15 protein-coding genes and 1 pseudogene are annotated in these 12257 nt (G+C 59.1%); 5 read left to right on the forward strand and 11 right to left on the reverse strand.

All coding sequences use genetic code 11. From position 1 onward, the window contains the following. The first annotated feature begins 43 nt into the window (after positions 1 to 43). A complete protein-coding gene (locus FFM53_RS00500) occupies positions 44 to 301 on the forward strand; it encodes a DUF1127 domain-containing protein (protein WP_138389081.1) in 258 nt (85 codons plus the stop codon). Between the two features lie 28 nt (positions 302 to 329). On the opposite strand, the gene FFM53_RS00505 is transcribed toward FFM53_RS00500, so the two are convergent. The 7 genes from FFM53_RS00505 to FFM53_RS00535 all read right to left on the reverse strand — a co-directional run bounded on the left by FFM53_RS00505 (position 330) and on the right by FFM53_RS00535 (position 6297). After that, entirely contained in the window at positions 330 to 722 is a 393-nt protein-coding gene (locus tag FFM53_RS00505; RefSeq protein ID WP_138389082.1) for a hypothetical protein, read from the reverse strand. A gap of 87 nt (positions 723 to 809) precedes the next feature. After that, the gene (purQ, locus tag FFM53_RS00510; RefSeq protein ID WP_105006267.1) at positions 810 to 1481 is read right to left on the reverse strand and encodes a phosphoribosylformylglycinamidine synthase subunit PurQ; all 672 of its coding nucleotides are present in this window, start codon (positions 1479 to 1481) and stop codon (positions 810 to 812) included. Then, the gene (locus FFM53_RS00515) at positions 1478 to 2032 is read right to left on the reverse strand and encodes an RNA 2'-phosphotransferase (RefSeq protein ID WP_138389083.1); all 555 of its coding nucleotides are present in this window, start codon (positions 2030 to 2032) and stop codon (positions 1478 to 1480) included. The genes purQ and FFM53_RS00515 overlap by 4 nt, the downstream gene beginning before the upstream one ends. Before the next feature lie 44 nt (positions 2033 to 2076). Next, positions 2077 to 2319, reverse strand: coding sequence for a phosphoribosylformylglycinamidine synthase subunit PurS (gene purS / locus FFM53_RS00520; RefSeq protein WP_018072257.1), 243 nt, complete (start codon positions 2317 to 2319; stop codon positions 2077 to 2079). A gap of 15 nt (positions 2320 to 2334) precedes the next feature. After that, entirely contained in the window at positions 2335 to 3099 is a 765-nt protein-coding gene (gene purC / locus FFM53_RS00525) for a phosphoribosylaminoimidazolesuccinocarboxamide synthase (protein ID WP_018242191.1), read from the reverse strand. Between the two features lie 249 nt (positions 3100 to 3348). Further along, complete coding sequence (locus tag FFM53_RS00530) at positions 3349 to 5646, reverse strand: bifunctional diguanylate cyclase/phosphodiesterase (RefSeq protein ID WP_138389084.1); 2298 nt, start codon at positions 5644 to 5646, stop codon at positions 3349 to 3351. Positions 5647 to 5742: 96 nt separating this feature from the next. Beyond that, entirely contained in the window at positions 5743 to 6297 is a 555-nt protein-coding gene (locus FFM53_RS00535) for an RBBP9/YdeN family alpha/beta hydrolase (RefSeq protein WP_130825528.1), read from the reverse strand. Between the two features lie 176 nt (positions 6298 to 6473). Here FFM53_RS00535 and FFM53_RS00540 point away from each other — a divergent pair, with 176 nt between their 5' ends. Continuing rightward, positions 6474 to 7280 carry a DUF2189 domain-containing protein gene (locus tag FFM53_RS00540; RefSeq protein ID WP_138389085.1) on the forward strand — a complete coding sequence of 269 codons (807 nt, stop codon included), beginning with the start codon at positions 6474 to 6476 and terminating at the stop codon, positions 7278 to 7280. Positions 7281 to 7436: 156 nt separating this feature from the next. Further along, positions 7437 to 7904 carry a low affinity iron permease family protein gene (locus tag FFM53_RS00545; RefSeq protein WP_138389086.1) on the forward strand — a complete coding sequence of 156 codons (468 nt, stop codon included), beginning with the start codon at positions 7437 to 7439 and terminating at the stop codon, positions 7902 to 7904. A 227-nt stretch (positions 7905 to 8131) separates the two neighbouring features. Here the strand turns inward: FFM53_RS00545 and FFM53_RS00550 are convergent, their stop codons facing one another. Next, positions 8132 to 8569 (reverse strand): hypothetical protein, encoded by a 438-nt coding sequence (locus FFM53_RS00550; protein WP_210258849.1) that lies wholly within the window; start codon positions 8567 to 8569, stop codon positions 8132 to 8134. 137 nt (positions 8570 to 8706) lie between these two features. Beyond that, complete coding sequence (locus FFM53_RS36790; RefSeq protein WP_281385515.1) at positions 8707 to 8838, reverse strand: hypothetical protein; 132 nt, start codon at positions 8836 to 8838, stop codon at positions 8707 to 8709. Positions 8839 to 9637: 799 nt separating this feature from the next. On the opposite strand from FFM53_RS36790, the pseudogene FFM53_RS36195 reads away from it, so the two are divergent. Then, positions 9638 to 9844 (forward strand): annotated as a pseudogene (locus tag FFM53_RS36195) (low affinity iron permease family protein); the annotation flags it as partial. A 59-nt stretch (positions 9845 to 9903) separates the two neighbouring features. Then, positions 9904 to 10305 carry a hypothetical protein gene (locus FFM53_RS00555; RefSeq protein WP_138389087.1) on the forward strand — a complete coding sequence of 134 codons (402 nt, stop codon included), beginning with the start codon at positions 9904 to 9906 and terminating at the stop codon, positions 10303 to 10305. Positions 10306 to 10395: 90 nt separating this feature from the next. On the opposite strand, the gene purB is transcribed toward FFM53_RS00555, so the two are convergent. Both purB and FFM53_RS00565 read right to left on the reverse strand, forming a co-directional pair. Then, on the reverse strand, positions 10396 to 11703 hold the full coding sequence (gene purB / locus FFM53_RS00560; RefSeq protein WP_138389088.1) for an adenylosuccinate lyase: 1308 nt from the start codon (positions 11701 to 11703) through the stop codon (positions 10396 to 10398). A 58-nt stretch (positions 11704 to 11761) separates the two neighbouring features. After that, positions 11762 to 12247 (reverse strand): hypothetical protein, encoded by a 486-nt coding sequence (locus FFM53_RS00565; RefSeq protein ID WP_138389089.1) that lies wholly within the window; start codon positions 12245 to 12247, stop codon positions 11762 to 11764. Positions 12248 to 12257 lie beyond the last annotated feature (10 nt).

A 12257-nucleotide genomic window follows, 5' to 3' on the forward strand; every position in this document is an offset into this window, starting at 1 on the left:
GCGTATGAGTCAATTCCAACGGCAAACCGAGAGGATTCCTGGAATGTCTGCGTTGCCTGAGATCAAAATGCCGATTGTACCGATTGTCTCTTACGAGGACAGGAGGCAGATCATCCTCCCCGCCGCTCCCGCTGGGGTGACGACGCGCCTGGGCCGGATCTGGGCCTCCATTCTCCTCTGGCATCAGAAGCGGGAAGGCCGGCGCGCGCTGAGGGGCCTGACGGCGACCGAGCTCAAGGATATCGGAGTGTCACAGTCCGACGCGGCCCGCGAAGTCAGCAAGTCGTTCTTTTGGGACTGAAACGTGCCTTCGGAACTGACCGGGTCGATCAGCTGCAGGCCTTGTTGCCTGCCGACCAGCGATTGACGTCGGTGGTGATACGGCCGGCGACGGGCTCCTGCATCATCGGCCCGAAGGCCTGCAGGCGCGACGGGCTTCCCTCGGCCTGAACGACGAGCAGCGGCCGGCTTTCCGGGCTGCCCTTGTGGACCACCAGGATCCGCGGCCGGCCGGAGAAGGAATTGAGCTCCGGCGCGAGCTTGTAAGCAGCAAAGGCCGGATCACCCGATTTGAACCAGCAGGCATTGGCGCCGAGCGCCACGCGTTCCATCGTCGGCAGTGCGCCACGGTTCGGGCCTGCCGTCGGCGCCGGCGTCTGGCAGGCTGCGAGCATGGCTACGAGAGCGGTCAACAGGGCGGCGTTTGCGAGGCGAAGGCGCATCAATCTTGCTCCAGATCCGGACGGAAGGATTTTCGGGTGCATGCCGTTGCCCAAGACCGCCGCGCGGTTTTGGACGACGTGCAGGGCTCAGGCGGCGATGACGTCGAGCGCCGAGGCAAAGAGGCCGCGGCCGTCCGAACCGCCATGGGCGGCCTCGATCAGGTTCTCGGGATGCGGCATCATGCCGAGCACGTTGCCCTTTTCGTTCATGACGGCGGCGATATCATTGATCGAGCCGTTCGGGTTGGTGCCCTCGGCATAACGGAACACCACCTGGCCATTGCCTTCGATCGCAGCCAGCGTCGCTTCGTCGGCGAAATAATTGCCGTCATGATGGGCGACCGGGCAACGGATGACCTGGCCCTGCGCATAAGCGCGGGTGAAATCCGTCTCGGCATTGACGACTTCGAGCTTGATCTCGCGGCAGACGAATTTCAGCGAGGAATTGCGCATCAGCGCGCCGGGCAGCAGGCCGGCCTCGACGAGGATCTGGAAGCCGTTGCAGACGCCCAGGACTTTCACGCCCTTTGCAGCCTTGTCGATAATCGCTTGCATGACTGGCATGCGGGCGGCGATCGCGCCGCAGCGCAGATAGTCGCCATAGGAAAAGCCGCCGGGAATGACGATCAGGTCGACATCGGGGATCTCGGTTTCCGTCTGCCAGATCGTCACCGGCGGCTGGCCGGAGATCTTGGTCAAGGCGGCGATCATGTCGCGGTCGCGATTGAGGCCCGGAAGTTGAACGACGGCTGATTTCATGGGGTCCCTGCGTTTCGCGAAAGATATTGAACTGGAACGCTTTCGGCGAGCCATACTCCATTGTCGGAGACAAAGAAAGAATGACCCTTTGAAAACATGCGGGCCGCGTCTACACGTAGGATGAGATGTTCACCCTTGCGGCGCATTGCGACGATTTTCGCCGTTTCGACATCTGCTGACAGATGAACGTGGTGCCGTTTCATCTTCTTCAGGCCTTCGCGCTCGATCGACTGCCAGTTCGTCAGAGACGTGCCATGAAAAAGAGCGGCGGGCGGTTCAATCTGGCTCAATGCCAGATCGACGTCGACGCTATGACCTTGGTTTGCGCGAATTCTACTATCGGCGAGCGTGAAGCGCTTCTTTGGATTGTTTTCGACAATCTCGATGATCTCGGCGCGTGAAACGTCGTATTTCGACGCCAACGCTTTTTCGAGTTCATCGAACGACACCCAACCTTCGCTATCCAGCGTCAAGCCTGCAGATTCCGGCGCATGACGCAAAACATAGCTCATATATTTCGAGACTTCCGTCTCCAGCTTTGCTTTCATCATGACGCCAAATCCTCAAAGTCCGCCAGACGACGGGTCTGTGATCATCAGTCGATCGCGATTGCGTAGTTCTCGATCACCGTATTGGCGAGCAGTTTTTCGCACATGGCCTTGAGGTCGGCCTCAGCCTTGCCCTTGTCGGCGCCTTCCAGCTCCAGGTCGAAGACCTTGCCCTGTCTTATATGGCCGACGCCCGAGAAGCCGAGGGCGCCAAGCGCACCCTCGATAGCCTTGCCCTGCGGATCGAGAACGCCGTTTTTCAGCGTGACGGTGACACGAGCCTTGATCACTTTGTCTTTCCTGCCTTACTTGACGAGAACCGGGCCGGTGCCGCGCACGGGCTCGTTTTCATTGATGATGCCGAGACGGCGCGCAACTTCGGAATAGGCTTCGAGCAATCCGCCGAGGTCACGGCGGAAGCGGTCCTTGTCCATTTTCTCGTGAGTTTCGATATCCCAGAGCCGGCAGCTGTCCGGCGAGATTTCGTCGGCGAGGATGATGCGCATCATATCGCCTTCGAAGAGGCGGCCGCATTCGATCTTGAAATCGACGAGCTGGATGCCGACGCCGAGGAAGAGGCCGGTCATGAAGTCGTTGACGCGAATGGCAAGCGCCATGATGTCATCGAGTTCGGCGGGGTTTGCCCAGCCGAAGGCGGTGATGTGCTCTTCGGAGACCATCGGATCGTCGAGCGCGTCGGACTTGTAGTAGAATTCGATGATCGAGCGCGGCAGCACGACGCCTTCGTCGATGCCGAGGCGCTTGGCGAGAGAACCGGCCGCGACATTGCGCACGACGATCTCCAGCGGGATCATCTCTACTTCCTTGATCAACTGCTCGCGCATGTTGAGCCGGCGGATGAAATGAGTGGGGATGCCGATCTTGTTCAGATGGCTGAAGATATATTCGGAGATGCGGTTGTTGAGGACGCCCTTGCCATCGATGACTTCGTGTTTCTTCTTGTTGAAGGCAGTGGCATCGTCCTTGAAGAACTGGATCAAAGTGCCCGGTTCCGGGCCCTCATACAGAATCTTTGCCTTGCCCTCGTAGATACGGCGGCGACGGTTCATCGTGGTCATTCTCTATTGTTGGCGCTCTTGGGATAGCGCGAGTGGATCGATCTCGTGGCGTCCCCTTAAAGGAAAAGAGAGGGTTTCACAATCCGCCTGTCGCTCCTTCCCTGGTTTCCGGATTTCGCGGCCCGGTTTCCGATTTTACGGAATACCGCCAAGAGAATCGAATGAATTCGCAAGACGAGTTTAGCGCTTTTTCCTCTACGGTGGAATGAAGGCGAAATGGCGAGCCGCTTATGCAGGTTTTTATTTGGCGGCTCTGCTTCGCAGCGCGCGGCGAAGCTGCGCCTGCAAGGCGCGAGCGGCGATTTGCCCGTGGCGCCAGCTTCCGGAGCGGATGAAGGAGGGGATCTGCATGGCCGGCATCGGCCGGGCGAGCGCGAAGCCCTGCAGCGTGTCACAGTCGAGTTCTTCGAGAATGCGGATATGCTCCGCCGTCTCGACGCCTTCGGCGATGACGAGAATGTTCAGCGAGCGGCCGATATCGATGATCGAGCCGACCAGTTTGCGCTGCTCGGCCGATTGCGGCAGCATGCGGATCAGCTCGCGGTCGATCTTCAGCGTCTTCGGGCTCAGGCGCAGCAGGCTGACGATCGAGGCATGGCCGGTGCCGAAATCGTCGATCTGGATGTCGATGCCGAGCTTGCGCAGCTTTTTCAGGTTGGCGGCCACCGCCTCGTCGCAATCGTCGAGCGAGATCGATTCCAGCAGCTCGAAGGAGAAGGTGCCGGGCTCGATCTTCAAGGCGCGCAGCTTCTTGCCCAGATCGGGATCGGCGAGCCGCCTGGCGGAGACGTTGACCGATATCTTCGGGATCGGCAGCCCGTCCTTCAGCCACACCTTCCGGTCGGCAATGGCGCGCTCCAGGATCAGCGCGTCGATGGTCGATACGACGTCGAGATCCTCTGCGATGTCGAGGAAGCGGTCGGGCGTCAGCAGCCCGTGCACCGGGTGCTGCCAGCGGGCAAGTGTTTCGACGCCTGCGACATCGAGCGTGCGGGCATCGAACTGCAACTGATAGAAGGGCACGAATTCATTGCGTTCGAGGCCGATCAGGATCTCGTCGGCAAGGTGCTTGGCGGAGATGATGTCGCGGCGGGCAGCGGCTGAGAAGAACTCGAAGCGGTTGCGGCCCAGGCCCTTGGCACGATAAAGGGCGATATCGGCGTCGAGGAGCATCTGCTTGGCGTCGAGCTTCGGTCCGCTGTCGATGGCGATGCCGATGCTGGCGCCGAAACGGCAATCGTGCCCCTCATATCTGACGGGTTTGCGCAATTCGCGGATGACACGTTCGGCAAGGCTGGCGATCTTCTTCGATGCGGGATCGATAATGCAAAGGATGACGAATTCGTCGCCGCCGATGCGGGCCACGAAATCGACGGCGCGGACGGACGTTCTCAGCACGCTTGCGGCATGCTGCAGCATGGCGTCGCCGGCCCGGTGGCCGAGCGTGTCGTTGATCTGCTTGAAGCGGTCGAGATCGATATGCAGGATCGCCAGCGCCAGGCCCTTGGCCCGGCATTCGGCCGCACGCTCGTCCAGCATCTTGTCGAGATAGCGGCGGTTCGGCAGGCCGGTGAGGTAATCGTGCAGCGCCAGGTGCTCGATGCTCTCCTTGGCGGCTTCGAGCTCCCGGTTGCGCGCCTCGGCCAGATCCTTGGCGCGGCGCAGCTCGTTGCGCAGCGCGACTTCTTCGGTGACGTCCCAGTTGGCGCCGATCAGCTTGCGGTGGCCGTTGCCGTCGATGAAGAAGGCCGAGCGGGCGCGGATGACGCGTTCGGCGCCGTCGCCGCGGATGATGCGGTATTCCTGCTGGAAATCACTGCCGCTTTCGACGCTGCGGTCGGACAAGCCAAGCACGCGCTCGCGGTCGTCGGGATGCAGGCTTTTCGCCCAGACGTCGCCGCCGATCTGACGCGAGGCGCCCTGCAGCCCGTAAATGGCGATGAGGCGGTCGTCCCATTCGACGGTATCATGCTCGATATCGGCTTCGAAGACGCCGATGCGGGAAACCTCCAGCGCCAGATCGAGCCGGCGCGACAAACGCGACAGCGTCTCCTCGGCTTCCTTGCGGGCGGTGATATCCGTATCCGTGCCGATGATGCGCGTCGGCACGCCGTCTTCGTCCCATTCGACGCAGGCGCCGCGACACTCGATCCACACCCAGTGGCCGTCCTTGTGGCGCTCGCGATATTCGAAGACCTGGTAATTTGGATCGCCGGCGTTCTGCCGGTCGATTGCATGGACGACGAAATCGCGATCGTCGGGATGAACGAGCTGCAGCCAGGCCTCGTAATCGCCGTCGGCTTCCTCGTCGGGGGCCATGCCGCGGATGGTTTTCCACGTCGGCGAGTAATATTTCCGGTCGAGACGGTAGTTGTGATCCCATACGCCGAGGCCAGAGCCGACGAGCGCATAATTCCAGCGGCTCTCCCGCTCGGTGAGGTCGGAATCGTCGGTTGTCCCATTGCCAATGCCTGCCTCAACCGCTGCGGCATCGCCATGCGGATCACCGGCCTCTGTATGGGCTTTCTTCACGGGCATTCTCGCTTATGTCACCTCGGCGCAGTCTGCTGTCATTCCATTAAGAAAGACTTAGAAAGCACCTGCTCAACAAGCGAGGCGGCGTCTTTTCCGCAATCAGGCGGAGAGCCGGCCGAGGAACTGGGCAAAGACCATGGTGCCTTCGGGCCAGGGGCCGTGACCGGAATCGGCGTTGATGTGGCCGGCCTCGCCGGCATCGACGAGGAAGGAGCCCCAGCTGCTGGCGACATCGTCGGCATGCTCGTAGGTGCCGAACGGATCGTTGCGGCTGGCCACCGTGATCGACGGGAAGGGCAGCGGATCGCGCGGATAGGGGCCGAAGGTCATCAGGTGCTTCGGGCGGATGTCGGGATTGGCGACATCGGGCGGGGCGACGAGGAAAGCGCCCGCCACTCGGTTGCGGAAATGCGGGATGGCATGGATCACGGAGGGCACGCCCAGCGAATGGGCGACGAGGACGACCGGACGGGTCGAGGCGTTCACTTCCTCGGCGATGCGGGCGATCCAGTCCTCGCGGACCGGCTTCGTCCATTCGGCCTGTTCGACACGCCGCGCCGTGCTGAGCTTTGCCTCCCAGCGGCTCTGCCAGTGGCTCGGGCCGGAATTGGTGTAACCGGGGATGATGAGGATATCTGCGTCTGAGGCTTTCATGATGCCGCCGATGTGAGAAAGCTGGTCCAAGATGTCAAGAGGGGGATGTCAAGGGAGGGAGCGACACGGGCCCTGAAAGTTGCTATATTCCTCCAGTGCCGGTTGCGGAATTCGTATCGGCTTGCCCGCCGATGCTGTCCGCCGCCGATCAGGTCTCGGCTGAGGAGGAGAAAGCCATGGCGGCATTTCACGTCATGACGGGTGCAAGCGAAAGCTTAGCGCGGCCCGTCGTCAATCGCATCGGTATCGCCGACGTCTTCGACGCGCTGAAGCGCGGATACGACGATTTCATGGAGAAACCGTCCCACTATGTGTTCCTGTGCCTGATGTACCCGATCGCCGGCGTTTTCCTGACGCTGTGGACCTCGGGCGCCAACCTTTTGCCGATGGTCTTTCCGCTGATGGCGGGTTTCGTGCTGATCGGCCCGATCGCAGCGATTGGCCTCTACGAGATCAGCCGCCGGCGCGAGGCCGGCCTCGACACCTCATGGAAGCATGCACTCGAGGTGCGACATTCGCCGGCGCTGCCAGCGATCGTGGTGGTCGGGCTCATGCTCTGCGGCCTCTTCGTCGTCTGGCTGGTGACGGCACAGACGCTCTACAGCAATTTGCTCGGCGAGGTCTTTCCGCGCAGCATGGCGGATTTCTTCCGCCAGGTCTTCGGCACGTCAGAGGGCATGCAGCTGATCATCTGGGGCAATCTGATCGGCTTCGTCTTTGCGCTCGTCGTGCTGGCGATGACGGTCATCACCTTTCCGCTGCTGCTCGACCGCGATGTCGGGGCAGTCGCTGCCGTCACGGCGTCGATCCGCGCGCTGGTTCTCAATCCGGTGCCGGTGCTGCTCTGGGGCCTGATCGTCGCCGCGTTGCTCGTCATCGGCACGATCCCGGTCTTTGCCGGGCTTGCGCTGGTTATCCCGATCCTCGGCCATGCGACCTGGCATCTCTATCGCAAGCTGATTGCGCGGGAAGTCACAGCATAACCACGGCCCTGCCTGCGGGGAATCCCGGAGATCCCTCAGGAAATCTCGGATCCCTGGGGGAACCTCGATCCTGCCTCGGAGTTTGTTTTGCCGAGAGCATGATGTCTCGTCGACATCATGCTCCGGAGACGTCGAGGGAGGATTCCAGAGGTGACGATGAAGCATCTGTTCGCCCGCTTCGCAACAAAGGTATCAGAATGGGCGGGAAAACCCGTCATCTTCATCCTGGCACTGATCGCCGTCGTCATCTGGGCGGCACTCGGCCCCCTGTTCGATTATTCGGAAACCTGGCAGCTGGTCATCAATACCGGCACGACGATCGTCACTTTCCTGATGGTCTTCGTGCTGCAGAACGCCCAGACACGCGACACGCGGGCGATCCAGGCCAAGCTCAACGAAATCATCCTGACCAGCCATGCCGAAAACCGTTTCATCGGCATCGAGAATCTCGACGAGGAGGAGCTGAAACGTCTCGACGAGCTGGTCGCCAAGGCGGCAAAGGGCAGGGGCGAGACGGAGGCTTGCAGGACATCGGAACCAACCGAAGCAGCAAATGCGACACCGTCGAAAAAGGCGGAGGCGCGCAACCGACGGGTTTCAGCCAAGCCGGTGAAGCAGAGGTAGAGATCGGTCGACTATTTTTATTGGGCTTACCGACTGCCTGAGATCACAGTGCGGACATATTCTCCTTCTTGCTCTCCTGAGCTTGGGCATGTCCCCGGCAAGGAGAAGGGGGGCCGAACAAAGGAAATCCCGTGTCGCCGGGTCACGGGAGTCCTCACAGTATCGAAGTTTGGTTCTTGGGCAGGCGGCGTCATGAGATCACGATGCCGGCTACCATCGCAGCTGGACTATTCGACAACGGTGATATTCAGCACACCTTCATCGACATGGCCGTTTTTATCGGACGTGCGAACAACAATTCTGTCCTTGCCGACAAAGCCCTTGTCAGACGTGTAGTACCCTACCGTGGCAAGCACCTTCGTACCATTGCACTTCTTATAATCGCCCTTGCCATTGGGGAATGCGAGTTCGCGCAGGCTCTCCACCTTGCCATGCTTCGGGGCCTCGCGGATGCGGACCTCTGGTACTACTTTCGCGCTGCAGTCAGGATTGAGGCTGAAGGCGACACCAAGCTTGGTGCGCTCACCGCTTGCCGCGGTGACATTTTTTTGATGACGCGACAATCCATCCGGACCGGTCGTCGTGCAACTCGTCAACGCTGCACTGACGCACATCGTGGCAACCGACAGAATAAATGCTTTCTTCACTAGAACCTCTGTTGTCATTGTTGATCTCGTATTTTGGGCGCAGGCGTCACTGCGTCAGCGGCTGAATCTGGTCATAGCGAATCGTGAACTCGTCGGACAAGGCCTCATCGCTCCCGCATCGCTTCCGATACGATCTCGGCCAACGGCGAATAGAGTTAATCAAGGATACGCCGGCTGCCGGTCTTGACCTTGACGCTGACGGACAAAGCTACGGTATTGGCTTCAGATGCATTCCGTACGATAAAGTCTGTCGTTTCCCGTGTGAACAGCGATGTCGGGTCTGCCATGGTATATCTCCTTTGAAATTTAGCCGTTTTCAATTAAATAGATGACCAGAGCGGTCCAAGCTGAGCCAAGTACAAATACTACAGACCAGATACACATTAGCTGCTTTACTACACCATCCCTATTCCTCAAATAAATCAAGAATCCGGAAAGTATCATCAGCGGATAAACCTGTGGAGATATCAATATCATTTCTACTAAATGGCCATTAAACCGAACAATATCGGAAAGTTCTTCGTATGTGCTATCGTAATATGCTGACTGCCTGAAAAGGCAGTAAAAAACAATAAAATAAGCGAAAGACAATATTATCATTGATCTTCTTGCTATGTGAATTTTATTCACGCTTATTTCCCCGCAATAGATACGCTATTCGACAGTGGTTTGAGTAATCCGTTGCCGAAGCGAACGAAGGATTCGGAACATCGGACAAAAAGAAATGTGTCAGCCGCGAGTACAACCATTTCATTATGCAAATCAGGCGGGACATTGAAAGGTTGCGCAACCACGCAAAGAAGCAGGAACAAAAAGTGGAACGGCGATCTCGGTATTCTTCTCGAGCATAGGCAGGACCAATGAAGTCGGCAGCAGCGTCCCCGAGGAAGGATAAGCGACGTCGATCGAAGAAGGAATGCTTTTCAGATTGATCGCAGCGTCCTTTGCAGGGCTAAAGTCTTTTGCTTTGCGCCACTCCCGCCAAAAATAGTGACGATGCTATGGGACGTGCTGACTTACTTCTTTCCAAGCGGTCGGCCAGAACCACGCTTTTCTGATCTCCCGGTGGGCTTCAGCCAAAAGAGCCTGAGCATCCATGCCGAGAACGTTTCATCGCATCGAAAATCTCGACGAGGAAGAGCTGAAACGACTCGACGAGTTGGTCGCCAAGGCCGCCAAAGGCGGGGAGCGGAGGCAGCGAATGCGGAACCGTCGAAAAAGGCGGAGGCACGCAAGCGTCCTGTGGCTGCCAAAGCGCCGAAGCAAAAACAACGGCCGCTTGAGAAAAGCTAGACTATGAAATACAATCGGCAATTATATTGAGTTCATTAAATCCAACTCCGTAGGGGAAAATGAACGACTCCCTTCTTAGAGAGCCGCAGGTCGAGCTGTTCTTTCAGGCTTATTTCATAGGAATGGCGTTAGGTCATTTGCCATTTTTCTTCGACGATATCGGCTTTATCGCGTTTATTCCAAAGTTTATTGTTTCGCTGCCAATCGTTTTTATATTATTTATTTTTTATCGCGTTAAATACAGTGAAATAAATTCACGGCCAGTTCTTTGGTCATTTATCATTTTTATAGCAATTTTATTGCTGATCACGGCGGCTTTCTTGCTGTTGTCAGGTGGCAGCATTCAAAGGCTGACCTTATTAGCTTTTTTCTTAGTCATTTCCCTGCCTTCTGTCTTCGTCGCCTGCATGTACTTTACAGTTATGATCAGGCTGCGACTGAGGGGAAAAGCCGTCCGATAGATTCTCGATGGAGAGGTATGCCGGCAGAAAAACGGCGCCTGCAAGGGCGCCGCTATATCGTTGGCCGCTATATCGTTGATTGCAGATCGCTCAGGCGTTGCCGAAGACGCGGCGGAAGATCGTGTCGACGTGTTTGGTGTGGTAGCCGAGGTCGAATTTTTCGCGGATGTCCTCTTCCGACAGTGCGGCGCGGACTTCCGCATCAGCAAGCAACTCCTCCAGGAAATCCTTGCCCTGTTCCCAGACCTTCATAGCGTTGCGCTGGACGAGGCGGTAGGCGTCCTCGCGGGAGGTGCCGGCCTGGGTCAGTGCCAGCAGGACACGCTGCGAATGGACGAGGCCGCGGAATTTGTTGAGGTTCTTTTCCATGTTCTCGGGATAAACCAGCAGCTTCTCGATGACGCCGGCAAGCCGCGACAGGGCGAAATCGAGCGTCACGGTGGCATCGGGGCCGATCATGCGCTCGACCGAGGAGTGGGAGATATCGCGCTCGTGCCAGAGGGCGACGTTTTCCATGGCCGGCATGGCATAGGAGCGGACCATGCGGGCAAGACCGGTCAGGTTTTCGGTCAGAACCGGGTTGCGCTTGTGCGGCATGGCCGAGGAGCCTTTCTGGCCGGGCGAGAAATATTCCTCGGCTTCGAGCACCTCGGTGCGCTGCAGGTGGCGGATCTCGGTTGCCAGCCGCTCGATCGACGAGGCGACGACGCCGAGGGTGGCGAAATACATGGCGTGGCGGTCACGCGGGATGACCTGCGTCGAAACCGGCTCGGCCTTTAGGCCAAGGGCCTCGGCGACATGTTCCTCGACGCGCGGATCGATATTGGCGAAGGTGCCGACGGCGCCCGAGATGGCGCAGGTCGCGACTTCCTCGCGGGCGGCGACGAGGCGCTGGCGGCAGCGCTCGAATTCGGCATAGGCGAGCGCCAGCTTGACGCCGAAGGTGGTGGGCTCGGCATGGATGCCGTGCGAACGGCCGATGGTGACGGTGTCCTTGTGTTCGAAGGCGCGGGTTTTCAGCGCCTCGAGCAGGCGATCGATATCGGCAAGCAGGATGTCGGTGGCGCGGACCAGCTGGACGTTGAAGCAAGTGTCGAGCACGTCGGACGAGGTCATGCCCTGGTGGACGAAGCGCGCATCCGGGCCGACGATCTCGGCGAGGTGGGTGAGGAAGGCGATGACGTCATGTTTGGTGACGGCCTCGATCTCATCGATGCGGTCGACGTCAAAGGTGGCGGCGCCGCCTTTCTCCCAGATCGTCTTTGCCGCCGATTTCGGGATGACGCCGAGTTCGGCCAGCGCGTCGCAGGCATGCGCCTCGATCTCGAACCAGATGCGGAACTTGGTTTCGGGAGACCAGATGTCGACCATTTCGGGCCGGGAATAACGCGGGATCATGGGCGGCTGCCTTTCAAGAGGTTTGTTAGCGCCCCTGTAGCAAAGACGGGCGGCAATCTCAACGCATGCGTTTGGCAAGATGATAGCTGCTTGCGACAAGACAGACGAGGCCGAGCGGCAGGAAGAGGCGCAGGCCGATCACCAGGAACTGGTAGACGGCGCTGATACTGGTGAAGACGAACTGGAAAGCCCAGACGATACTGCCGAAGGGGGCGTGCCAGCGCGAATAGAACATCCGGTATTCCATGGCGAAGAGGAAAGCGGTCATCAGGATCGTGGCCGCTGTCAGCGTCACGAAAAAAGCGGCAAAACGCGTTTCCAGCGGCCTGTCAAAGGCGAGGAAGCGGGCGACCGGCAGGGCGAACGGCCAGGCAAACAGGCCGCCGGCGAAATAGAGTGCGGCGATCTCGGCAAGGCGGCTCGTCTGCAGGCCGTTGCGCAGGTAAAGGCCGAGCATGGCGGCGGCAAGCATCTGCATGCCCCAAAGGAACGCGCCGGCGATCAGATCGGGGTAGGGCGGCCGTGCAGCTCTTAGACGATCCATCCGGGGGCGA

The sequence above is a fragment of the Rhizobium indicum genome (assembly GCF_005862305.2).
Taxonomy (GTDB): domain Bacteria; phylum Pseudomonadota; class Alphaproteobacteria; order Rhizobiales; family Rhizobiaceae; genus Rhizobium; species Rhizobium indicum.